A 22,001-nucleotide genomic window follows, 5' to 3' on the forward strand; every position below is an offset into this window, starting at 1 on the left:
GAATTAACCCTCGACACGCAGCATGTAGTAAGCCTTGTTGATCATCCCGCGATTCTCGGGAGTATCAAGTACTTCTACAGTGTGACCGATGCGACGCAGACCCAAACCCTTAACGCACAATTTGTGGTTAGGGATGCGGCCGGTCATGCTTTTGATCAGCGTTACTTTAACGGTAGCCATGATCAGAAGATCTCCTTGACGCTTTTGCCACGCTTGGCGGCAATGGATTCAGGAGACTGCATTGCTTTCAAACCCTTGAAAGTGGCGTGAACCACGTTCACCGGGTTAGTCGAGCCGTAGCACTTGGCCAGAACGTTCTGAACGCCAGCAACTTCGAGGACAGCACGCATAGCGCCGCCAGCGATGATACCGGTACCTTCAGAGGCAGGCTGCATGTACACCTTCGAAGCGCCGTGAGCGGACTTCATTGCGTACTGCAGAGTAGTGCCGTTCAGATCAACTTGGATCATGTTGCGACGAGCAGCTTCCATTGCCTTCTGGATCGCAGCAGGCACTTCACGTGACTTGCCACGGCCGAAGCCAACGCGCCCTTTACCATCACCTACCACGGTCAACGCGGTGAAAGTGAAGATACGGCCGCCTTTAACGGTTTTGGCTACGCGGTTAACTTGAACCAGCTTCTCAATGTAGCCTTCGTCGCGCTTTTGGTCGTTATTTGACATAACTTAGAACTCCAGCCCAGCTTCACGAGCAGCATCAGCCAGCGCTTTCACGCGGCCGTGGTACTTGAAGCCAGAGCGGTCGAAAGCCACTTGCGAGACGCCGGCGGCCTTAGCACGCGTAGCGACCAGCTGGCCAACCTTAGTGGCCGCGTCGATGTTGCCAGTGGCACCATCACGCAGTTCTTTATCCAAAGTCGAGGCGCTTGCCAGGACTTTGTTGCCGTCGGCCGAGATGACCTGGGCGTAGATGTGCTGCGACGAGCGGAACACGCAGAGACGCACGACTTCGAGTTCGTGCATTTTCAGGCGTGCTTTGCGAGCGCGACGCAGTCGAGTAACTTTTTTGTCGGTCATTTGCTATGCCCTACTTCTTCTTGGCTTCTTTACGACGGACGACTTCGTCCGCGTAGCGCACACCTTTGCCTTTGTACGGCTCTGGTGGACGGAAGTCGCGGATCTCAGCGGCCACCTGACCTACCAGCTGCTTATCAATACCCTTGATCAGGATATCGGTTTGGCTAGGGGTCTCAGCGGTGATGCCTTCCGGCAGTTCGTAATCCACTGGGTGCGAGAAGCCAAGGGCCAGGTTCAGAACCGTGCCTTTTGCTTGCGCTTTGTAACCAACACCGACCAGCTGGAGCTTGCGCTCGAAGCCTTGGCTTACGCCTTGGACCATGTTGTTTACCAACGCACGAGTGGTACCGGCCATTGCGCGAGTTTGTTGATCGCCATTGCGAGCAGCGAAACGCAGCTCACCAGCTTCTTCAACGATCTCAACGGACGAATGGATGTTCAGTTCCAGAGTGCCCTTGGCACCCTTCACCGAAAGCTGTTGGCCTGCGAATTTTACTTCGACACCGGCTGGCAGCTTAACGGGGTTCTTAGCGACGCGTGACATGCTTATCCCCCCTTAGAACACAGTGCAAAGAACTTCGCCGCCGACACCGGCAGCGCGCGCAGCACGATCCGTCATCACACCTTTGTTGGTGGAGACGATAGACACACCGAGACCGCCACGAACTTTTGGCAGATCATCAACGGACTTGTACTGACGCAGGCCTGGACGGCTAACGCGCTTCACTTCTTCGATGACCGGACGGCCTTCGAAGTACTTCAGCTCGATGGACAGCAGTGGTTTGATTTCGCTGCTGATCTGATAACCCGCAATGTAGCCTTCGTCTTTCAGGACTTTGGCAACAGCAACCTTCAACGTGGAAGATGGCATGCTTACGACGGACTTTTCAGCCATCTGGGCATTACGGATACGAGTTAGCATGTCCGCTAACGGGTCCTGCATACTCATGGCTAGACGCTCCTAATACAAAAAAATTAGCCTTGCGGCCATTACGTGTCGCCGAGAATCTCCGAGCACAAAACACACGGGCTCAGGCGAGCCGCGTATTTTAGACACACTCCGGAAATGAAACAAGCCCCAAAAGGGGCTTGTTCCAGATTCTAGGCCACCGGTGGTCAGTATCTTGCGATCCTGGCCACCGAGACTTCGAAAGTACTTACCAGCTGGCTTTAACCAGACCTGGTACGTCACCACGCATTGCCGCTTCACGCAGTTTGTTACGGCCGAGGCCGAACTTGCGGTAAACGCCGTGTGGACGACCGGTCAGGCGGCAGCGGTTACGCATGCGCGAAGCGCTTGCGTCACGTGGCTGCTTCTGCAGAGCAACTGTAGCTTCCCAACGTGCTTCTGGACTTGCGTTCAGATCAACGATGATTGCTTTCAGTGCTGCACGCTTCTTGGCGTACTTGGCAACCGTGAGCTGACGTTTCAGCTCGCGGTTTTTCATGCTCATCTTGGCCATGGTCCTACTCCAATCAGTTGCGGAACGGGAATTTGAACGCACGCAGCAGAGCGCGGCCTTCATCATCGTTCTTGGCAGTGGTGGTCAGGGTGATGTCCAGACCGCGGAGAGCATCGATCTTGTCGTAGTCGATTTCCGGGAAGATGATCTGCTCTTTAACGCCCATGCTGTAGTTACCACGACCATCGAAGGACTTGGCATTCAGGCCGCGGAAGTCGCGGACCCGAGGCAGGGAGATCGACAGCAGACGATCCAGGAATTCGTACATACGCTCACGGCGCAGAGTCACTTTGACGCCGATCGGCCATCCTTCACGGACTTTAAAGCCAGCGATGGATTTACGAGCGTAGGTCACAACGACTTTTTGGCCGGTGATCTTTTCCAGGTCAGCAACAGCGTGCTCGATGACTTTTTTGTCGCCGATCGCTTCGCCCAGACCCATGTTCAGGGTGATTTTGGTAACGCGCGGAACTTCCATCACGTTCGAAAGCTTAAGTTCTTCCTTAAGTTTCGGTGCGATTTCCTTCCGGTAAATCTCTTTTAGTCGTGCCATGGTCTTCTACCTAGCAGTGTTCAAGCATCAACCGCTTTTTGGGTCGACTTGAAGACACGAATTTTCTTACCTTCTTCTACTTTGAAACCAACGCGGTCAGCCTTGTTGGTTTCGCCGTTGAAGATGGCGACGTTAGAAGCGTGCAGTGGCGCTTCTTTCTCGACGATACCGCCTTGTACGCCCGACATCGGGTTAGGCTTGGTATGACGCTTGACCAGGTTCAGACCACTAACGACCAGACGGTCATCAGCAAGAACCTTCAGCACCTTACCGCGCTTACCTTTGTCTTTGCCGGCGATCACGATGATCTCGTCGTCACGACGAATCTTTTGCATGTCGGATCTCCTTACAGCACTTCTGGGGCGAGCGAGACGATCTTCATGAACTTCTCAGTACGAAGTTCACGGGTCACTGGCCCAAAGATACGGGTGCCGATCGGCTCTTGCTTGTTGTTCAGAAGAACAGCAGCGTTGCCATCAAAGCGGATAATGGAGCCATCTGCACGGCGTACGCCGTGACGAGTGCGGACTACAACAGCAGTCATCACTTGGCCTTTTTTCACTTTACCGCGAGGAATTGCTTCCTTCACGGTAACTTTGATGATGTCACCGATACCAGCGTAACGACGATGGGAGCCACCCAGCACCTTGATGCACATAACGCGGCGTGCGCCGCTGTTATCGGCCACATCGAGCATGGATTGAGTCTGAATCATATAATTTCTCCGACCCCTAGTCCTTAGACTTCCACAGCGCGTTCGAGAACATCAACCAGGGCCCAAGACTTGGTCTTGGCCAACGGACGAGTTTCACGAATAGTGACTTTGTCGCCGATGTGGCACTGGTTGGTTTCGTCGTGCGCGTGCAGCTTAGTCGAACGCTTAACGTATTTACCGTAGATCGGGTGCTTAACGCGACGCTCGATCAAAACGGTGATGGTTTTGTCCATCTTGTCGCTGACAACACGGCCAGTCAGCGTACGGACAGTCTTTTCGGCTTCAGCCATGATCACTTACCTGCCTGCTGGTTGAGCACAGTCTTCACGCGAGCAATGTCACGCTTAACTTGCGAGAGCAGATGAGACTGCCCCAACTGGCCAGTTGCTTTCTGCATACGCAGATTGAACTGGTCGCGCAGCAGGCCGAGCAGTTGCTCGTTCAGCTGCTGTGCGGATTTTTCACGAAGTTCATTCGCTTTCATCACATCACCGTCCGTTTAACAAAGGAGGTGGCGAGCGGCAGCTTTGCAGCAGCCAGGGCGAAAGCCTCACGCGCCAGCTCTTCAGTAACACCCTCGATTTCATACAGGACTTTGCCTGGCTGAATCTGGGCAACCCAATATTCCACGTTACCCTTACCTTTACCCATCCGAACTTCGAGGGGCTTTTTGGAGATAGGCTTGTCCGGGAATACACGGATCCAGATCTTGCCGCCACGTTTAACGTGACGGGTCAGTGCACGACGCGCTGACTCGATCTGACGAGCGGTGAGACGACCACGAGCTACAGACTTCAGCGCATATTCGCCGAAGCTGACTTTGCTACCGCGCTGAGCCAGACCACGGTTGTGGCCTGTCATCTGCTTGCGGAACTTCGTACGCTTTGGTTGCAACATTTGGCGTACCCCTTACTTAGCAGCTTTTTTACGAGGCGCTGGTGCTTGTGGTTTCAGTTCTTCTTGGCGACCACCAATTACTTCGCCTTTGAAGATCCAAACCTTTACACCGATCACACCGTAGGTGGTGTGAGCTTCGTAGTTGGCATAGTCGATGTCGGCACGCAGGGTGTGCAGTGGCACACGACCTTCGCGATACCATTCAGTACGTGCGATTTCAGCACCGCCGAGACGACCGCTCACTTGGATTTTGATGCCTTTGGCACCAATGCGCATGGCGTTCTGTACTGCGCGCTTCATAGCGCGACGGAACATTACGCGACGCTCCAGCTGCTGAGCTACGCTCTGCGCAACCAGCATACCGTCGAGCTCCGGCTTGCGGATCTCTTCGATATTGATGTGCACAGGCACACCCATTTGCTTGGTCAGGTCCTGGCGCAGTTTCTCAACATCTTCACCTTTCTTCCCGATAACGATACCTGGACGAGCGGTGTGGATGGTGATACGTGCAGTTTGAGCAGGACGATGGATATCGATACGGCTCACGGACGCGCTTTTTAGTTTGTCTTGGAGATACTCACGCACCTTCAGATCAGCGAACAAGTAGTCCGCATAAGTCCGACCGTCTGCGTACCAGACGGAGGTGTGCTCCTTGACGATTCCCAGGCGAATGCCAATGGGATGTACTTTCTGACCCATCTCTTCGACTCCGTTACTTGTCAGCAACCTTGACAGTGATATGGCAAGACCGCTTGACGATGCGATCAGCTCGGCCTTTGGCACGAGGCATGATGCGCTTCAGCGAACGCCCTTCGTTGACGAAAACGGTGCTGACCTTCAGGTCATCAACGTCTGCGCCTTCGTTGTGCTCGGCGTTGGCTACGGCCGACTCCAGCACTTTCTTGATGATCTCGGCGGCTTTCTTACTGCTGAAAGCCAACAGGTTGAGCGCTTCGCCCACCTTCTTCCCGCGGATCTGGTCGGCGACCAAGCGGGCTTTCTGGGCGGAGATTCGAGCGCCCGACAACTTAGCGGCTACTTCCATCGTTCCTTACCCCTTAACGCTTGGCTTTCTTGTCTGCCACGTGCCCACGATATGTGCGGGTACCGGCAAACTCGCCTAGTTTGTGGCCGACCATGTCTTCGTTCACGAGAACTGGAACATGTTGACGACCGTTATGCACTGCAATGGTCAGACCGACCATTTGTGGCAGGATCATCGAACGACGCGACCAGGTTTTCACCGGTTTGCGATCGTTCTTTTCCGCCGCCACTTCGATCTTCTTCAGTAGGTGAAGATCAATAAAAGGACCTTTTTTCAGAGAACGTGGCACTGTCGTATCCCTCTATTTACTTGCGACGACGGACGATCATTTTGTCGGTACGCTTATTACCACGAGTCTTCGCGCCCTTAGTCGGGAAGCCCCATGGCGATACCGGATGACGACCACCAGAGGTACGACCTTCACCACCACCGTGTGGGTGGTCAACCGGGTTCATGGCAACACCACGAACGGTTGGGCGAACGCCACGCCAGCGTTTGGCACCAGCTTTACCCAGCGAACGCAGGCTGTGCTCGGAGTTCGAGACTTCGCCCAGGGTCGCACGGCATTCAGCCAATACTTTACGCATTTCACCAGAGCGCAGACGCAGGGTCACGTAGACACCTTCACGAGCGATCAGCTGAGCCGAAGCACCAGCGGAACGAGCGATTTGCGCGCCTTTACCCGGCTTCAATTCGATGCCGTGTACGGTGCTACCAACTGGAATGTTGCGCAGTTGCAGAGCGTTGCCCGGCTTGATCGGTGCCAAAGCACCTGCGATCAGCTGGTCACCAGCACTCACGCCTTTAGGGGCGATGATGTAGCGACGCTCGCCATCTGCGTACAGCAGCAGAGCGATGTGAGCAGTACGGTTTGGATCGTATTCGATACGCTCGACAGTGGCAGCGATGCCATCTTTGTCGTTGCGACGGAAGTCGACCAGACGATAATGCTGCTTATGGCCACCACCGATGTGACGAGTGGTAATACGACCATTGTTGTTACGACCACCAGTCTTCGATTTCTTCTCGAGCAGCGGTGCGTGAGGAGCGCCTTTATGCAGCTCCTGGTTGACCACCTTGACCACAAAACGGCGGCCAGGGGAAGTCGGTTTGCATTTAACGATTGCCATGATGCACCCCTTCCTTACTCAGCACTGCTGCTGAAATCGAGATCTTGGCCTGGCTGAAGGGAGATAACTGCCTTCTTCCAGTCATTACGCTTGCCCAGACCGCGAGCAGTGCGCTTGCTCTTACCCAGAACATTCAGGGTAGTAACACGCTCTACTTTCACGCTGAACAGGCTTTCGACGGCCTTCTTGATTTCCAGCTTGGTTGCGTCAGTTGCAACCTTGAAAACGAACTGGCCTTTCTTGTCAGCCAGAACCGTAGCCTTTTCGGAAACGTGCGGGCCAAGCAGAACTTTAAATACGCGTTCCTGGTTCATCCCAGCAGCTCCTCGAATTTCTTCACGGCCGACACGGTGATCAACACCTTGTCGTATGCGATCAGACTAACTGGATCGGAACCTTGCACGTCACGTACATCAACGTGTGGCAGGTTGCGAGCAGCCAGGTACAGGTTCTGATCAACAGCTTCAGACACGATCAGGACGTCAGTCAGGCCCATGCCGTTCAGCTTGTTCAGCAGATCTTTGGTTTTCGGCGCTTCAACAGCGAAGTCCTGAACCACGACCAGACGATCAGTACGCACGAGTTCAGCAAGGATGGAGCGCAGTGCTGCGCGATACATCTTCTTGTTGAGCTTCTGGGTGTGATCCTGTGGACGTGCTGCGAAAGTGGTACCGCCGCCACGCCAGATTGGGCTACGGATAGTACCGGCACGAGCGCGGCCAGTACCTTTCTGACGCCAAGGGCGCTTACCGCCACCACGAACGTCGGAACGGGTCTTTTGCTGCTTGCTACCTTGACGGCCGCCGGCCATGTAGGCCACGACTGCTTGGTGAACCAGCGTCTCGTTGAATTCGCCGCCAAATGTCAGTTCGGAAACTTCGATCGCTTGAGCGTCATTTACGTTTAATTGCATGTCAGCTTCCCCTTAACCGCGAGCCTTGGCCGCTGGACGTACAACCAGGTTGCCGCCAGTAGCGCCAGGAACAGCACCCTTGACCAACAACAGATTGCGTTCAGCGTCGACGCGCACTACTTCGAGGGACTGCACGGTCACGCGCTCAGCGCCCATATGACCGGACATTTTTTTGCCCTTGAATACACGACCAGGAGTCTGGCACTGGCCAATAGAGCCCGGGACGCGGTGGGAAACGGAGTTACCGTGAGTGTTGTCTTGGCCACGGAAATTCCAACGCTTGATCGTACCCTGGAAGCCTTTACCCTTGGACTGACCGGTTACATCAACCAGTTGACCAGCGGCGAAGATTTCAGCGTTGATCAGATCGCCAGCCTGGTAGTCGCCGTCTTCAAGACGGAACTCCATGACAGTACGACCAGCTGCAACGTTTGCTTTAGCGAAGTGACCTGCTTGAGCAGCAGTCACACGCGAAGCACGACGCTCGCCGACAGTGACTTGCACTGCACGATAGCCATCGGTTTCTTCAGTTTTAAACTGGGTGACGCGATTCGGTTCGATCTCAATGACCGTGACCGGAATGGAGACACCTTCTTCGGTGAAAATACGGGTCATACCGCATTTACGACCGACTACACCAATAGTCATGTTGTAAACCTCATGAGTGTACGGGGCTTTCACCCGCTATGGCCGCCCATTTCAGAGCGTTACACGACTAAGACCCAAGTCTTAGCCGAGGCTGATCTGTACTTCCACACCGGCCGCCAGATCAAGCTTCATAAGTGCATCAACGGTTTTATCCGTTGGCAGGACGATGTCCAGCACGCGCTTATGAGTACGGATCTCGTACTGGTCACGCGCGTCTTTGTTGACGTGCGGGGAGACCAGAACGGTGAACCGCTCTTTACGGGTAGGCAGTGGAATTGGACCACGCACTTGAGCACCAGTACGTTTCGCGGTTTCCACGATTTCCTGGGTGGATTGGTCGATCAGTTTGTGGTCAAAAGCCTTCAACCTGATACGAATTTGCTGATTTGCCATTGGATTTCAGACTCCGGCTGCTATTCCCAGCGAGCGCAACACGCCCGTTAAAAGGAGGCGCAATTCTATAGACGCCCCATATGGGTGTCAACTCAATAAAAAAGCCCCCGCTGAGCGGGGGCTTTTTCAAGTCATCACTTATTAAGCGATGATTTTGGCTACGACGCCAGCGCCGACGGTACGACCGCCTTCACGGATAGCGAAACGCAGACCATCTTCCATTGCGATGGTTTTGATCAGGGTGACAACCATTTTGATGTTGTCGCCTGGCATTACCATTTCAACGCCTTCCGGCAGTTCGCAGTTACCGGTCACGTCAGTGGTCCGGAAGTAGAACTGTGGACGGTAGCCTTTGAAGAACGGAGTGTGACGACCGCCTTCTTCTTTGCTCAACACGTACACTTCAGCTTCGAAGGTAGTGTGCGGCTTAACCGAACCTGGCTTGACCAGAACCTGGCCACGCTCAACGTCGTCACGCTTGGTACCACGCAGCAGAACGCCGCAGTTCTCGCCTGCACGACCTTCGTCGAGCAGTTTACGGAACATTTCAACACCGGTGCAGGTGGTGACGGTAGTGTCACGCAGACCAACGATTTCCAGTGGATCTTGAACCTTAACGATACCGCGCTCGATACGACCAGTCACAACAGTACCACGACCGGAGATCGAGAATACGTCTTCGATTGGCATCAGGAACGGCTTGTCGATAACACGAACTGGATCTGGGATGTAGCTGTCCAGAGTCTCAACCAGTTTACGAACGGCAGTGGTGCCCATTTCGTTGTCGTCAAGACCGTCCAGAGCCATACGAGCAGAACCGATGATGATCGGAGTGTCGTCGCCTGGGAAGTCGTAAGTGCTCAGCAGATCGCGCACTTCCATCTCAACCAGTTCCAGCAGCTCAGCGTCGTCTACCAGGTCAGCCTTGTTCAGGAAAACCACGATGTACGGAACGCCTACCTGACGGGACAGCAGGATGTGCTCACGGGTTTGCGGCATCGGACCATCAGCGGCCGAGCAAACCAGGATCGCGCCGTCCATCTGGGCAGCACCGGTGATCATGTTCTTCACATAGTCAGCGTGACCTGGGCAGTCAACGTGAGCGTAGTGACGGATCAGCGAGTTGTATTCAACGTGCGCGGTGTTGATGGTGATACCACGAGCTTTTTCTTCTGGTGCGCTGTCGATCTTGTCGAAGTCAACACGAGCCGAACCGAAAACTTCGGAGCAGACGCGAGTCAGAGCAGCGGTCAGAGTGGTTTTACCGTGGTCAACGTGGCCGATAGTGCCAACGTTTACGTGCGGTAGGGAACGATCAAATTTTTCTTTAGCCACGACAATTAACTCCTTGCCTAAAGGACTGAATCAGCCTTGTTTTTTGGATACAGTTTCAGCGATGTGCGCCGGAGCTGTGTTGTATTTTTTGAATTCCATAGAGTAGCTTGCGCGACCCTGAGACATGGAACGAACGTCGGTCGCATAACCGAACATCTCGCCCAACGGAACCTCGGCACGAATCACTTTGCCGGAAACCGTATCTTCCATACCCAAGATCATGCCGCGACGACGGTTAAGGTCGCCCATCACGTCACCCATGTAGTCTTCAGGCGTAACGACTTCTACTGCCATGATTGGCTCAAGCAACTCACCACCGCCCTTCTGGGCCAGTTGCTTGGTAGCCATGGAAGCAGCCACCTTAAACGCCATCTCGTTGGAGTCGACGTCGTGGTAAGAACCGTCAAAAACGGTCGCCTTCAGGCCGATGAGCGGATAGCCGGCAACAACACCGTTCTTCATCTGCTCTTCGATACCCTTCTGGATAGCCGGGATGTATTCCTTAGGAACAACACCGCCCACTACTTCGTTCACGAATTGCAGACCTTCCTGACCTTCATCAGCAGGAGCAAAACGGATCCAGCAATGGCCGAACTGGCCACGACCGCCGGACTGACGAACGAATTTGCCTTCGATTTCGCAGTTCTTCGTGATGCGCTCACGATAGGAAACCTGAGGCTTACCGATGTTGGCTTCGACGTTGAACTCACGGCGCATCCGGTCAACCAGGATGTCCAGGTGAAGCTCGCCCATGCCGGAGATGATCGTTTGACCAGTCTCTTCATCAGTCTTGACGCGGAAAGATGGATCTTCCTGAGCAAGCTTGCCCAGAGCGATACCCATTTTTTCCTGGTCATCCTTGGTCTTAGGCTCAACGGCAACCGAAATAACCGGCTCCGGGAAGTCCATGCGAACCAGGATGATTGGCTTGGCAGCGTCGCACAAAGTCTCACCAGTGGTGACGTCCTTCATGCCGATCAGGGCCGCGATGTCACCAGCGCGTACTTCCTTGATCTCTTCACGGGCGTTTGCGTGCATTTGCACCATACGACCCACACGCTCTTTCTTGCCTTTAACCGAGTTGATCACGCCGTCGCCGGAGGCCAACACGCCCGAGTAAACGCGGACGAAGGTCAAAGTACCCACGAATGGGTCAGTAGCGATCTTGAACGCCAGAGCCGAGAACGGCTCGCTGTCATCGGCGTGACGCTCCATCTCTTCTTCCTCGTTATCAGGGTTGGTACCCTTGATAGCAGGAATGTCGGTTGGAGCAGGCAGGTAGTCGATAACGGCGTCGAGAACCAGGGGAACACCCTTGTTCTTGAAGGAAGAACCGCAAACAGCCAGAACGATCTCACCAGCGATAGTACGCTGACGCAGAGCGGCCTTGATTTCCACGTTGGTGAGTTCTTCACCTTCGAGGTACTTGTTCATCAGCTCTTCGCTGGCTTCGGCAGCAGCCTCAACCATGTTGTTACGCCACTCGTCAGCCAGCTCCTGCAGTTCTGCAGGGATAGGCTTACGAACAGGAACCATGCCTTTGTCAGCGTCATTCCAGTAAACAGCTTCCATGTTGATCAGATCGATCTGACCCTGGAAGTTGTCTTCGGAACCGATAGCCAACTGGATTGGCACCGGAGTGTGACCCAGACGCTGTTTGATCTGACCGATCACGCGCAGGAAGTTGGCACCAGCACGGTCCATCTTGTTTACGTAAACAAGACGTGGAACGCCGTACTTGTTGGCCTGACGCCATACGGTTTCCGACTGAGGCTCAACACCCGAAGTACCGCAGAACACAACGACAGCGCCGTCGAGTACACGCAGGGAACGCTCAACTTCAATGGTGAAGTCTACGTGGCCCGGGGTATCGATTACGTTGAAGCGGTGCTCGTCCTTGTACTGCTTCTCGGAACCTTTCCAGAAGGCGGTAATAGCAGCAGAAGTAATGGTAATACCACGCTCCTGCTCCTGAACCATCCAGTCTGTGGTCGCGGCGCCGTCATGCACCTCGCCCATTTTGTGACTTTTGCCGGTGTAAAACAGTACGCGCTCGGTGGTGGTGGTTTTACCAGCATCCACGTGAGCAACGATACCGATGTTACGGTAGCGGCTAATCGGAGTAGTACGAGCCATAAAGCCCTCGCAAAATTAGTGAAGCTAGAATTAGAAGCGGTAGTGCGAGAAAGCTTTGTTGGCTTCAGCCATACGGTGCACGTCTTCACGCTTCTTAACAGCAGCACCTTTACCTTCAGCAGCGTCCAACAGTTCGCCAGCCAAACGCAGGGCCATAGACTTCTCGCCGCGCTTACGGGCGAAGTCTACCAACCAGCGCATTGCCAAAGCGTTACGACGGGACGGGCGAACTTCAACCGGAACCTGGTAAGTAGCACCGCCTACACGGCGCGACTTCACTTCGACCAGCGGAGCGATGGCGTCGAGAGCTTTCTCGAAGATTTCCAGGGGGTCGCTGTTCTTGCGTTCTTTAACCTTTTCCAGCGCGCCATAAACGATACGCTCGGCAACGGCTTTCTTGCCGCTTTCCATTACGTGGTTCATGAACTTGGCCAGGATTTGGCTTCCGTATTTTGGATCGTCAAGCACTTCGCGCTTGGCTGCTACGCGTCTTCTTGGCATGGATAAGCCCTCAAACGGTCTTCAGGTTCGCTCGGAATCGGTGCCCTTTCGGGACGCCTCCGACCTTACTCTTATCGACTCAGAAAATAAGATGATTCAGTTTTACAAAAAGCCGCTACTACTTAGGCTTCTTGGTACCGTACTTCGAACGACCCTGGTTACGACCTTTAACGCCGGAAGTATCCAAGGAGCCGCGTACGGTGTGGTAACGAACACCTGGCAAGTCTTTTACACGACCGCCGCGGATCAGTACCACGCTGTGCTCTTGCAGGTTGTGACCTTCACCGCCGATGTACGAGGAAACCTCGAAACCGTTGGTCAGGCGCACACGGCATACTTTACGCAGTGCCGAGTTAGGTTTTTTCGGCGTAGTGGTATACACGCGAGTGCATACGCCACGACGTTGCGGGCAGTTCTGCAGCGCAGGCACGTCGGATTTCTCGACGATACGCTTACGCGGCTGACGTACCAGCTGGTTGATAGTTGCCATCTACTAGCTCCACTGTTGTCTTGCGACGCTATTGTCTTGCAAGAAAAGCAAAATGGCAGGAACGAATTCCCGCCAAATTTAGGGGTACAAGAGTCTAAAGAGGATCTTGTCCCCAGTCAAGGCAAGGCCCCGACCTCCCCTTCCATCGAACCGGGACAAATCTGTCTCGATCCGACGAACGGGGCTGCCAGGGCCCGGTCTTATTTACCGCAGAACTCAGTTACCGCTTGAGTTCAGCGCTTCGGTCAGTGCAGCTTCCACTTCACTGGCGCTTACGCGCAACGGCTTGTCGAGTTCACGGCGACGCTTACGCTCGCTGTGGTAGGCCAAACCGGTACCGGCCGGGATCAGACGACCCACAACCACGTTTTCTTTCAGGCCGCGCAGGTAATCGCGCTTGCCGGTTACCGCTGCTTCGGTCAGTACGCGAGTGGTCTCCTGGAAGGAGGCCGCCGAGATGAACGACTCAGTGGACAACGACGCCTTGGTGATACCCAGCAACACACGAGTGAACTTGGAAACGAATTTCTCGTCGTTCGCCAGGCGCTCGTTCTCTACCAGTACGTGAGTCAGTTCCATCTGGTCGCCCTTGATGAAACTCGAATCGCCGGATTCAGCGATTTCAACTTTACGCAGCATCTGACGCAGGATGGTCTCGATGTGCTTATCGTTGATCTTCACGCCTTGCAGACGGTAAACGTCCTGGATCTCGTTAACGATGTACTTGGCCAGCGCACTCACACCCAGCAGACGCAGGATGTCGTGTGGATCGCTCGGGCCGTCGGAGATAACTTCGCCGCGGTTTACCTGTTCGCCTTCGAAAACGTTCAGGTGACGCCACTTCGGAATCAGCTCTTCGTACGGATCGCTACCGTCGTTCGGGGTGATAACCAGGCGGCGCTTGCCCTTGGTCTCTTTACCGAACGCGATGGTGCCGCTGACTTCAGCCAGAATCGACGCTTCTTTCGGACGACGAGCTTCGAACAAGTCGGCAACACGCGGCAGACCACCGGTGATGTCACGGGTCTTCGAAGTTTCTTGCGGGATACGAGCGATAACATCACCGATCGCGATCTTCGCACCATCCGCAACACCGACCAGGGCGTTGGCTGGCAGGAAGTACTGAGCGATAACGTCAGTGCCTGGCAGCAACAGATCCTTGCCGTTGTCATCAACCATCTTCACGGCAGGACGGATATCTTTGCCTGCAGCTGGACGGTCTTTGGCGTCGAGTACTTCAATGTTGGTCATACCGGTCAATTCGTCAGTCTGACGCTTGATCGTGATGCCTTCTTCCATGCCCACGTAGGTCACGGTACCTTTCATTTCGGTAACGATTGGGTGAGTGTGTGGATCCCACTTGGCCACGATTGCGCCAGCGTCGACCTTGTCACCTTCTTTAACCGAAATCACAGCACCGTACGGCAGCTTGTAACGCTCGCGCTCACGACCGTAGTCATCAGCGATTGCCAGCTCACCGGAACGGGACACAGCAACCAGGTGGCCATCCACTCGCTCAACGTGCTTCAGGTTGTGCAGACGGACGGTACCGCCATTCTTCACCTGAACGCTGTCGGCGGCGGAGGTCCGGCTTGCCGCACCACCGATGTGGAACGTACGCATGGTCAGCTGGGTACCCGGCTCACCGATGGACTGGGCAGCGATAACGCCGACCGCTTCACCGATGTTCACCTGATGACCACGAGCCAAGTCACGGCCGTAGCACTTGGCGCAAATGCCGTAGCGGGTTTCGCAGCTGATCGGCGAGCGAACAATCACTTCGTCGATGCTGTTGAGTTCGATGAACTCGACCCACTTCTCGTCTACCAGGGTGCCGGCAGGAACGATGACTTCCTCGGTACCTGGCTTGAATACGTCACGGGCGATTACTCGACCCAGTACGCGCTCACCCAACGGTTCTACAACGTCGCCGCCTTCGATGTGCGGAGTCATCAGCAGACCGTGTTCGGTGCCGCAGTCAACTTCAGTCACAACCAAGTCTTGCGCAACGTCTACCAGACGACGAGTCAGGTAACCGGAGTTAGCGGTTTTCAACGCGGTATCCGCCAGACCTTTACGAGCACCGTGAGTCGAGATGAAGTACTGAAGTACGCTCAAACCTTCACGGAAGTTCGCAGTAATCGGCGTTTCGATGATGGAACCGTCCGGCTTGGCCATCAGGCCACGCATACCGGCGAGCTGACGGATCTGCGCAGCAGAACCCCGTGCGCCCGAGTCGGCCATCATGTACATCGAGTTGAACGACTCTTGATCGACTTCCACGCCATGACGGTCGATAACACGCTCTTTCGAGAGGTTCGACATCATCGCCTTCGACACTTCGTCGTTGGCCTTGGACCAAAGGTCGATCACTTTGTTGTACTTCTCGCCCTGGGTTACCAGGCCGGAGGCGTACTGGCTTTCGATCTCTTTCACTTCATCGGTGGCAGCACCGATGATGGCGGCTTTCTCGTCCGGGATAACGAAGTCGTTAACACCGATGGAAACGCCGGAAATGGTCGAATAAGCAAAACCGGTGTACATCAACTGGTCAGCGAAGATAACGGTCTCTTTCAAACCAACCACGCGGTAGCACTGGTTGATCAGCTTGGAGATCGCCTTTTTCTTCATTGGCTGGTTGACCACGTCGTACGACAGGCCAGGTGGAACAACCTGGAACAGCAGCGCACGGCCGACAGTGGTGTCGACGATACGGGTGTTCTTGACGCTGCCACCGTCACGATCGTTGATGGTTTCGTGGATGCGGACTTTAACCTTGGCGTGCAGTGCGGCTTCGCCGGCACGGAACACACGGTCAACTTCCTGCAGATCCGCGAACACACGACCTTCGCCCTTGGCGTTGATCGCTTCACGAGTCATGTAGTACAGACCCAATACAACGTCCTGCGACGGAACGATGATTGGCTCACCGTTGGCTGGCGACAGAATGTTGTTGGTCGACATCATCAACGCACGCGCTTCCAGCTGGGCTTCCAGCGTCAGCGGTACGTGCACGGCCATTTGGTCGCCGTCGAAGTCGGCGTTGTACGCAGCACAGACCAGCGGGTGCAGCTGGATAGCCTTACCTTCGATCAGTACCGGTTCAAACGCCTGGATACCCAGACGGTGAAGGGTCGGTGCACGGTTGAGGAGAACCGGGTGTTCACGGATCACTTCAGCGAGAACGTCCCAAACCTCAGGTAGTTCGCGCTCGACCATTTTCTTGGCGGCCTTGATGGTAGTCGCGAGACCACGCATTTCAAGCTTGCCGAAAATGAACGGCTTGAACAACTCGAGAGCCATCTTCTTCGGCAGACCGCACTGGTGCAGACGCAGGGTCGGGCCTACGGTAATTACCGAACGACCGGAGTAGTCAACACGCTTACCGAGCAAGTTCTGACGGAAACGACCTTGCTTACCCTTGATCATGTCAGCCAGGGATTTCAGAGGACGCTTGTTCGAACCGGTGATAGCGCGGCCACGACGACCGTTGTCGAGCAGGGCATCGACAGCTTCCTGCAACATACGCTTTTCGTTGCGCACGATGATGTCCGGAGCGGACAGGTCGAGCAGACGCTTCAAGCGGTTGTTACGGTTGATCACGCGACGGTACAGGTCGTTGAGGTCGGAAGTCGCGAAGCGACCACCATCCAACGGTACCAGCGGACGCAAGTCTGGCGGCAGAACCGGCAGAACGGTCAGCACCATCCACTCTGGCAAGTTGCCGGAACCCTGGAAGGCTTCCATCAACTTCAGACGCTTGGACAGTTTCTTGATCTTGGTTTCGGAGTTGGTTTGCGGAATTTCTTCACGCAGACGGCCAATCTCGTGTTCCAGGTCGATAGCGTGCAGCAGTTCGCGGACAGCTTCGGCACCCATGCGGGCATCGAAATCGTCGCCGAACTCTTCCAGCGCTTCGAAGTACTGCTCGTCGTTCAGCAGCTGACCCTTTTCAAGGGTGGTCATGCCTGGATCGATAACGACATAGCTCTCGAAGTAGAGAACGCGCTCGATATCACGCAGGGTCATGTCCATCAGCAAGCCGATACGGGACGGCAGTGATTTCAGGAACCAGATGTGGGCAACCGGCGAAGCCAGCTCGATGTGCGCCATGCGCTCACGACGAACCTTGGCCAGTGCAACTTCAACGCCACACTTCTCGCAGATCACACCACGGTGCTTCAAGCGCTTGTACTTACCGCACAGGCACTCGTAATCCTTTACCGGGCCAAAGATCTTGGCGCAGAACAGGCCGTCACGCTCTGGTTTGAACGTACGGTAGTTGATGGTTTCCGGCTTTTTAACTTCACCGAACGACCACGAACGGATCATCTCAGGCGATGCCAACCCAATACGGATGGCGTCGAACTCTTCGACTTGACCCTGGTTTTTCAGCAAATTCAGTAGGTCTTTCAAGGCCTTTCCTCCTGGCGGAGCAGAGAGCGGGCTAAACAGCCCCGCTCTCGATTCGCGTCACGTGTTATTCGGTTTCCAGATCGATATCGATGCCGAGGGAACGAATTTCTTTGATCAACACGTTGAAAGACTCGGGCATGCCCGGCTCCATACGGTGATCGCCGTCCACGATGTTTTTGTACATCTTGGTCCGACCGTTCACATCGTCCGACTTCACTGTGAGCATTTCTTGCAGAGTGTAAGCAGCACCGTATGCTTCCAGTGCCCAGACCTCCATCTCCCCGAAACGCTGACCACCGAACTGAGCCTTACCACCCAGCGGCTGCTGGGTAACCAGGCTGTACGAACCGGTAGAACGAGCGTGCATCTTGTCGTCTACCAAGTGGTTCAGCTTCAGCATGTACATGTAGCCAACAGTAACCGGGCGCTCAAACTTGTTGCCGGTACGGCCGTCGAACAGCTGCATCTGGCCGCTTTCTGGCAGGTCTGCCAGTTTCAGCATGGCCTTGATTTCGCTTTCCTTGGCACCGTCGAACACCGGGGTAGCCATTGGAACGCCGCCGCGCAGGTTCTTCGCCAGATCCAGGATTTCCTGGTCGGAGAAGGTGTCCAGTTCTTCGTTGCGACCGCCGATCTCGTTGTAGATCTCGTGCAGGAACTTACGCAGGTCTGCGACCTTGCGCTGCTCTTCGATCATACGGTTGATCTTCTCGCCCAGACCTTTGGCCGCGAGGCCCAGGTGGGTTTCAAGGATCTGACCAACGTTCATACGCGAAGGTACGCCCAACGGGTTGAGGACGACGTCTACCGGGGTGCCATTGGCATCGTGCGGCATGTCTTCAACCGGCATGATCACGGAGACCACACCTTTGTTACCGTGACGACCGGCCATCTTGTCGCCCGGCTGGATGCGGCGACGGATTGCCAGGTAAACCTTGACGATTTTCAGCACGCCTGGAGCCAGGTCATCGCCCTGCTGCAGTTTGCGCTTCTTGTCTTCGAACTTGTCGTCCAGCAGACGGCGACGATCGACGATGTAGGCCTGGGCCTTCTCGAGCTGCTCGTTCAGAGCATCTTCAGCCATGCGCAGTTTGAACCACTGCCCGTGCTCAAGACCGTCGAGTACTTCGTCGGTGATGTCCTGACCTTTCTTCAGACCTGCGCCGCCTTCAGCCTTGTGGCCTACCAGGGCGGAACGCAGACGTTCGAAGGTCGCGCCTTCAACGATACGGAACTCTTCGTTCAGATCCTTGCGGATCTCGTCGAGTTGGGTCTTCTCGATGGACAGCGCACGAGCATCACGCTCAACGCCGTCACGGGTGAAGACCTGTACGTCGATGACAGTGCCCTTGGTACCGGTAGGTACACGCAGGGAAGTGTCTTTAACGTCGCTGGCTTTTTCACCGAAGATGGCACGCAACAGCTTCTCTTCCGGAGTCAGTTGGGTCTCGCCTTTCGGAGTGACCTTACCTACCAGAATGTCGCCTGCGCCAACTTCAGCACCTACGTAAACGATACCGGCTTCGTCCAGCTTGTTCAGTGCAGCTTCACCCACGTTCGGGATGTCTGCAGTGATTTCCTCTGGCCCAAGCTTGGTGTCACGCGCCACACAGGTCAGTTCCTGAATGTGGATCGTGGTGAAGCGATCTTCCTGAACCACACGCTCGGACAGGCAGATGGAGTCTTCGAAGTTGTAACCGTTCCAGGCCATGAACGCGATGCGCATGTTCTGACCCAGTGCCAGCTCACCCATATCGGTGGACGGACCGTCTGCCATGATGTCGCTGCGCTGAACCCGATCACCCTTGCTCACCAGCGGACGCTGGTTGATGCAGGTGTTCTGGTTGGAGCGGGTGTATTTGGTCAGGTTGTAGATGTCGACACCGGCTTCGCCAGTTTCAACTTCGTCATCGGCAACACGAACCACGATACGGCTGGCATCAACGGAGTCGATCACGCCGCCACGACGAGCCACGACGCAAACGCCGGAGTCACGAGCTACGTTACGCTCCATGCCGGTACCTACCAGCGGCTTGTCGGCGCGCAGGGTCGGTACAGCTTGACGCTGCATGTTGGAACCCATCAACGCACGGTTGGCGTCATCGTGTTCCAGGAACGGGATCAGCGACGCTGCAACCGAAACTACCTGCTTCGGCGAAACGTCCATCAAGGTGACGTCTTCCGGCGCCTTGACGGTGAACTCGTTCAAGTGACGAACAGCTACCAGCTCGTCGATCAGCATTTTCTTGTCGTTCATCGTGGCCGAAGCCTGAGCGATCACGTGATCAGCTTCTTCGATGGCGGACAGGAACACGATCTCGTCGGTGACCAGTGCGTCTTTCACCACGCGGTACGGGCTCTCGAGGAAGCCGTACTGGTTGGTGCGCGCATAGGCAGCCAGGGAGTTGATCAGACCGATGTTCGGACCTTCCGGCGTTTCAATCGGGCATACACGACCGTAGTGAGTCGGGTGTACGTCACGAACTTCAAAGCCTGCACGCTCACGAGTCAGACCGCCCGGGCCCAGTGCGGAAACACGGCGCTTGTGGGTGATCTCGGAAAGCGGGTTGTTCTGGTCCATGAACTGCGAGAGCTGGCTGGAACCGAAGAACTCTTTCACCGCCGCAGCCACTGGCTTGGCGTTGATCAGGTCTTGCGGCATCAGGCCTTCGCTTTCGGCCATCGACAGACGCTCTTTGACCGCACGCTCAACACGTACCAGGCCAACGCGGAACTGGTTCTCGGCCATTTCGCCTACGCAGCGAACACGACGGTTACCCAGGTGGTCGATGTCATCGACGATGCCTTTGCCGTTACGGATGTCGACCAGGGTCTTCAGTACCGCGACGATGTCTTCCTTGCACAGCACGCCCGAACCTTCGATCTCGGTACGACCGATACGACGGTTGAACTTCATCCGGCCGACCGCAGACAGGTCATAGCGCTCAGGGCTGAAGAACAGGTTGTTGAACAGGGTCTCGGCAGCGTCTTTGGTTGGTGGCTCGCCAGGACGCATCATGCGATAGATCTCGACCAGCGCTTCCAATTGGTTGCTGGTGGAGTCGATCTTCAGGGTGTCGGAGACGAACGGGCCGCAGTCGATGTCGTTGGTGTACAGGGTCTCGATGCGAACAACCTGGGACTTGGCGATTTTCGCCAGGATCTCGGTGTTCAGCTCGGTGTTGCATTCAGCCAGGATTTCGCCGGTGGCCGGGTGCACGATGACCTTGGCGGTGGTGCGACCCAGGACGTAGTCCAGAGGCACTTCCAGCGTCTTGATACCGGCTTTTTCGATCTGGTTGATGTGGCGCGCGGTAATACGGCGGCCGGCTTCAACGATGACCTTGCCTTTGTCGTCCTGGATGTCCAGAACGGCAATCTCACCACGCAGGCGCTGAGGCACCAACTCCAGGCTGAGGGTTTCGCCGCTCAGGTGGAATACGTTAGTGGTATAGAAAGCGTCCAGCACTTGCTCAGTGGTATAGCCGAGCGCGCGCAGCAGTACCGAGGCCGGCAGCTTGCGACGACGGTCGATACGCACGAACACGCAGTCTTTCGGGTCGAACTCGAAGTCCAACCACGAACCGCGGTACGGAATGATCCGCGCGGAGTACAGGAGCTTGCCGGAGCTGTGCGTCTTGCCGCGGTCGTGGTCAAAGAACACGCCCGGGGAACGGTGCAGCTGGGAAACGATAACGCGCTCGGTACCGTTGATAACGAAGGTACCGTTCTCAGTCATCAGGGGGATTTCACCCATGTAGACTTCTTGCTCTTTGATGTCCTTGATCGCTTTGTTCGACGACTCTTTGTCGAAGATGATCAGACGGACTTTTACCCGCAAAGGTACGGCGTACGTAACACCGCGCAACACGCATTCTTTGACATCAAATGCCGGTTCGCCCAGGCGATAACCGACGTACTCCAGCGCAGCATTGCCGGAGTAGCTGATGATCGGGAAAACGGATTTGAAGGCCGCATGCAGGCCCACGTCGCGGAACTGATCTTTGGTCGCTCCCGCCTGCAAGAATTCACGATACGAATCCAGCTGGATAGCCAGAAGGTACGGGACATCCATGACGTCCGGCAACTTGCTAAAGTCCTTGCGGATACGTTTTTTCTCAGTATATGAGTAAGCCATCAGCGTTCCCCAGCTTGGTCACCTGCTTGTTTGGCCCCTCCCGACGGGAGCAGCCAGAAAATCTTGCAAACCCCATGGTTTGCGCCACCGCATCGGGTGGTTACAGCGCGTTATAGGCGACGACCGAGTCGATTGCCAATAACGGAAAAAGGCCGGTGGCAAGAGCCACCAGCCATCAGCCTTCAGCTTAA

At 55.4% G+C, this 22,001-nt stretch carries 26 protein-coding genes; all 26 read right to left on the bottom strand.

Annotation, left to right across the window (positions count from 1 at the left end; genetic code table 11):
- Positions 1–3 precede the first annotated feature (3 nt).
- The 26 genes from rpmD to rpoB all read right to left on the bottom strand — a co-directional run bounded on the left by rpmD (position 4) and on the right by rpoB (position 21,810).
- Positions 4–180, bottom strand: coding sequence for a 50S ribosomal protein L30 (rpmD, locus tag HX839_RS09295; protein ID WP_003186033.1), 177 nt, complete (start codon positions 178–180; stop codon positions 4–6).
- 2 nt (positions 181–182) lie between these two features.
- Positions 183–683, bottom strand: coding sequence for a 30S ribosomal protein S5 (gene rpsE, locus HX839_RS09300; protein ID WP_003186035.1), 501 nt, complete (start codon positions 681–683; stop codon positions 183–185).
- A 3-nt stretch (positions 684–686) separates the two neighbouring features.
- Positions 687–1,037, bottom strand: a complete 351-nt coding sequence (gene rplR / locus HX839_RS09305) for a 50S ribosomal protein L18 (protein WP_003186037.1) — start codon at positions 1,035–1,037, stop codon at positions 687–689.
- 10 nt (positions 1,038–1,047) lie between these two features.
- Positions 1,048–1,581 (bottom strand): 50S ribosomal protein L6, encoded by a 534-nt coding sequence (gene rplF, locus HX839_RS09310; RefSeq protein ID WP_003176412.1) that lies wholly within the window; start codon positions 1,579–1,581, stop codon positions 1,048–1,050.
- Positions 1,582–1,593: 12 nt separating this feature from the next.
- Positions 1,594–1,986, bottom strand: a complete 393-nt coding sequence (gene rpsH, locus HX839_RS09315) for a 30S ribosomal protein S8 (RefSeq protein WP_003186040.1) — start codon at positions 1,984–1,986, stop codon at positions 1,594–1,596.
- Between the two features lie 208 nt (positions 1,987–2,194).
- The gene (gene rpsN, locus HX839_RS09320) at positions 2,195–2,500 is read right to left on the bottom strand and encodes a 30S ribosomal protein S14 (RefSeq protein ID WP_003176414.1); all 306 of its coding nucleotides are present in this window, start codon (positions 2,498–2,500) and stop codon (positions 2,195–2,197) included.
- Between the two features lie 13 nt (positions 2,501–2,513).
- Positions 2,514–3,053 carry a 50S ribosomal protein L5 gene (gene rplE, locus HX839_RS09325; protein ID WP_003210069.1) on the bottom strand — a complete coding sequence of 180 codons (540 nt, stop codon included), beginning with the start codon at positions 3,051–3,053 and terminating at the stop codon, positions 2,514–2,516.
- 20 nt (positions 3,054–3,073) lie between these two features.
- Positions 3,074–3,388 (bottom strand): 50S ribosomal protein L24, encoded by a 315-nt coding sequence (gene rplX / locus HX839_RS09330; RefSeq protein ID WP_003210072.1) that lies wholly within the window; start codon positions 3,386–3,388, stop codon positions 3,074–3,076.
- Positions 3,389–3,399: 11 nt separating this feature from the next.
- Positions 3,400–3,768 carry a 50S ribosomal protein L14 gene (gene rplN / locus HX839_RS09335; protein ID WP_002555479.1) on the bottom strand — a complete coding sequence of 123 codons (369 nt, stop codon included), beginning with the start codon at positions 3,766–3,768 and terminating at the stop codon, positions 3,400–3,402.
- A 23-nt stretch (positions 3,769–3,791) separates the two neighbouring features.
- Positions 3,792–4,058, bottom strand: coding sequence for a 30S ribosomal protein S17 (gene rpsQ / locus HX839_RS09340; protein WP_003176419.1), 267 nt, complete (start codon positions 4,056–4,058; stop codon positions 3,792–3,794).
- Positions 4,059–4,060: 2 nt separating this feature from the next.
- Positions 4,061–4,252 (bottom strand): 50S ribosomal protein L29, encoded by a 192-nt coding sequence (rpmC, locus tag HX839_RS09345; RefSeq protein WP_002555481.1) that lies wholly within the window; start codon positions 4,250–4,252, stop codon positions 4,061–4,063.
- On the bottom strand, positions 4,252–4,665 hold the full coding sequence (gene rplP / locus HX839_RS09350) for a 50S ribosomal protein L16 (RefSeq protein ID WP_003210075.1): 414 nt from the start codon (positions 4,663–4,665) through the stop codon (positions 4,252–4,254). Before rplP ends, rpmC begins: the two co-directional genes overlap by 1 nt.
- A gap of 12 nt (positions 4,666–4,677) precedes the next feature.
- The gene (gene rpsC, locus HX839_RS09355; protein WP_003176422.1) at positions 4,678–5,364 is read right to left on the bottom strand and encodes a 30S ribosomal protein S3; all 687 of its coding nucleotides are present in this window, start codon (positions 5,362–5,364) and stop codon (positions 4,678–4,680) included.
- 13 nt (positions 5,365–5,377) lie between these two features.
- Positions 5,378–5,710: a 50S ribosomal protein L22 gene (gene rplV, locus HX839_RS09360; RefSeq protein ID WP_003210077.1), complete on the bottom strand. Its 333-nt coding sequence runs from the start codon at positions 5,708–5,710 to the stop codon at positions 5,378–5,380.
- A gap of 13 nt (positions 5,711–5,723) precedes the next feature.
- On the bottom strand, positions 5,724–5,999 hold the full coding sequence (rpsS, locus tag HX839_RS09365; RefSeq protein WP_002555486.1) for a 30S ribosomal protein S19: 276 nt from the start codon (positions 5,997–5,999) through the stop codon (positions 5,724–5,726).
- Between the two features lie 16 nt (positions 6,000–6,015).
- Positions 6,016–6,840 carry a 50S ribosomal protein L2 gene (gene rplB, locus HX839_RS09370; RefSeq protein ID WP_003210080.1) on the bottom strand — a complete coding sequence of 275 codons (825 nt, stop codon included), beginning with the start codon at positions 6,838–6,840 and terminating at the stop codon, positions 6,016–6,018.
- 14 nt (positions 6,841–6,854) lie between these two features.
- Positions 6,855–7,154, bottom strand: coding sequence for a 50S ribosomal protein L23 (rplW, locus tag HX839_RS09375; RefSeq protein ID WP_002555488.1), 300 nt, complete (start codon positions 7,152–7,154; stop codon positions 6,855–6,857).
- A complete protein-coding gene (gene rplD / locus HX839_RS09380; RefSeq protein ID WP_003210082.1) occupies positions 7,151–7,753 on the bottom strand; it encodes a 50S ribosomal protein L4 in 603 nt (200 codons plus the stop codon). Before rplD ends, rplW begins: the two co-directional genes overlap by 4 nt.
- 12 nt (positions 7,754–7,765) lie before the next feature.
- Positions 7,766–8,401 carry a 50S ribosomal protein L3 gene (rplC, locus tag HX839_RS09385; RefSeq protein WP_003194649.1) on the bottom strand — a complete coding sequence of 212 codons (636 nt, stop codon included), beginning with the start codon at positions 8,399–8,401 and terminating at the stop codon, positions 7,766–7,768.
- An 81-nt stretch (positions 8,402–8,482) separates the two neighbouring features.
- On the bottom strand, positions 8,483–8,794 hold the full coding sequence (gene rpsJ, locus HX839_RS09390) for a 30S ribosomal protein S10 (RefSeq protein ID WP_003210084.1): 312 nt from the start codon (positions 8,792–8,794) through the stop codon (positions 8,483–8,485).
- A 141-nt stretch (positions 8,795–8,935) separates the two neighbouring features.
- Positions 8,936–10,129 carry an elongation factor Tu gene (gene tuf / locus HX839_RS09395; protein ID WP_003210085.1) on the bottom strand — a complete coding sequence of 398 codons (1,194 nt, stop codon included), beginning with the start codon at positions 10,127–10,129 and terminating at the stop codon, positions 8,936–8,938.
- Positions 10,130–10,159: 30 nt separating this feature from the next.
- Positions 10,160–12,265 (bottom strand): elongation factor G, encoded by a 2,106-nt coding sequence (fusA, locus tag HX839_RS09400; RefSeq protein WP_003210087.1) that lies wholly within the window; start codon positions 12,263–12,265, stop codon positions 10,160–10,162.
- A gap of 30 nt (positions 12,266–12,295) precedes the next feature.
- Complete coding sequence (gene rpsG / locus HX839_RS09405; protein ID WP_002555493.1) at positions 12,296–12,766, bottom strand: 30S ribosomal protein S7; 471 nt, start codon at positions 12,764–12,766, stop codon at positions 12,296–12,298.
- Positions 12,767–12,884: 118 nt separating this feature from the next.
- Complete coding sequence (gene rpsL / locus HX839_RS09410) at positions 12,885–13,256, bottom strand: 30S ribosomal protein S12 (protein WP_002555494.1); 372 nt, start codon at positions 13,254–13,256, stop codon at positions 12,885–12,887.
- Between the two features lie 216 nt (positions 13,257–13,472).
- The gene (gene rpoC / locus HX839_RS09415) at positions 13,473–17,672 is read right to left on the bottom strand and encodes a DNA-directed RNA polymerase subunit beta' (protein ID WP_003210090.1); all 4,200 of its coding nucleotides are present in this window, start codon (positions 17,670–17,672) and stop codon (positions 13,473–13,475) included.
- A gap of 64 nt (positions 17,673–17,736) precedes the next feature.
- Positions 17,737–21,810: a DNA-directed RNA polymerase subunit beta gene (gene rpoB, locus HX839_RS09420; RefSeq protein WP_008436421.1), complete on the bottom strand. Its 4,074-nt coding sequence runs from the start codon at positions 21,808–21,810 to the stop codon at positions 17,737–17,739.
- Between the last annotated feature and the right edge of the window lie 191 nt (positions 21,811–22,001).

The organism is Pseudomonas sp. I8001, assembly GCF_013385345.1.
In the GTDB taxonomy this organism is placed as follows: domain Bacteria; phylum Pseudomonadota; class Gammaproteobacteria; order Pseudomonadales; family Pseudomonadaceae; genus Aquipseudomonas.

Coding starts and splice junctions, on each gene's coding strand:
- rpmD (WP_003186033.1), bottom strand. CDS start 180: ATGGCTACCGTTAAAGTAACGCTGATCAAAAGCATGACCGGCCGCATC.
- rpsE (WP_003186035.1), bottom strand. CDS start 683: ATGTCAAATAACGACCAAAAGCGCGACGAAGGCTACATTGAGAAGCTG.
- rplR (WP_003186037.1), bottom strand. CDS start 1,037: ATGACCGACAAAAAAGTTACTCGACTGCGTCGCGCTCGCAAAGCACGC.
- rplF (WP_003176412.1), bottom strand. CDS start 1,581: ATGTCACGCGTCGCTAAGAACCCCGTTAAGCTGCCAGCCGGTGTCGAA.
- rpsH (WP_003186040.1), bottom strand. CDS start 1,986: ATGAGTATGCAGGACCCGTTAGCGGACATGCTAACTCGTATCCGTAAT.
- rpsN (WP_003176414.1), bottom strand. CDS start 2,500: ATGGCCAAGATGAGCATGAAAAACCGCGAGCTGAAACGTCAGCTCACG.
- rplE (WP_003210069.1), bottom strand. CDS start 3,053: ATGGCACGACTAAAAGAGATTTACCGGAAGGAAATCGCACCGAAACTT.
- rplX (WP_003210072.1), bottom strand. CDS start 3,388: ATGCAAAAGATTCGTCGTGACGACGAGATCATCGTGATCGCCGGCAAA.
- rplN (WP_002555479.1), bottom strand. CDS start 3,768: ATGATTCAGACTCAATCCATGCTCGATGTGGCCGATAACAGCGGCGCA.
- rpsQ (WP_003176419.1), bottom strand. CDS start 4,058: ATGGCTGAAGCCGAAAAGACTGTCCGTACGCTGACTGGCCGTGTTGTC.
- rpmC (WP_002555481.1), bottom strand. CDS start 4,252: ATGAAAGCGAATGAACTTCGTGAAAAATCCGCACAGCAGCTGAACGAG.
- rplP (WP_003210075.1), bottom strand. CDS start 4,665: ATGTTGCAACCAAAGCGTACGAAGTTCCGCAAGCAGATGACAGGCCAC.
- rpsC (WP_003176422.1), bottom strand. CDS start 5,364: ATGGGTCAGAAAGTACATCCCATTGGCATTCGCCTGGGAATCGTCAAG.
- rplV (WP_003210077.1), bottom strand. CDS start 5,710: ATGGAAGTAGCCGCTAAGTTGTCGGGCGCTCGAATCTCCGCCCAGAAA.
- rplB (WP_003210080.1), bottom strand. CDS start 6,840: ATGGCAATCGTTAAATGCAAACCGACTTCCCCTGGCCGCCGTTTTGTG.
- rplW (WP_002555488.1), bottom strand. CDS start 7,154: ATGAACCAGGAACGCGTATTTAAAGTTCTGCTTGGCCCGCACGTTTCC.
- rplD (WP_003210082.1), bottom strand. CDS start 7,753: ATGCAATTAAACGTAAATGACGCTCAAGCGATCGAAGTTTCCGAACTG.
- rplC (WP_003194649.1), bottom strand. CDS start 8,401: ATGACTATTGGTGTAGTCGGTCGTAAATGCGGTATGACCCGTATTTTC.
- rpsJ (WP_003210084.1), bottom strand. CDS start 8,794: ATGGCAAATCAGCAAATTCGTATCAGGTTGAAGGCTTTTGACCACAAA.
- fusA (WP_003210087.1), bottom strand. CDS start 12,265: ATGGCTCGTACTACTCCGATTAGCCGCTACCGTAACATCGGTATCGTT.
- rpsG (WP_002555493.1), bottom strand. CDS start 12,766: ATGCCAAGAAGACGCGTAGCAGCCAAGCGCGAAGTGCTTGACGATCCA.
- rpsL (WP_002555494.1), bottom strand. CDS start 13,256: ATGGCAACTATCAACCAGCTGGTACGTCAGCCGCGTAAGCGTATCGTC.
- rpoB (WP_008436421.1), bottom strand. CDS start 21,810: ATGGCTTACTCATATACTGAGAAAAAACGTATCCGCAAGGACTTTAGC.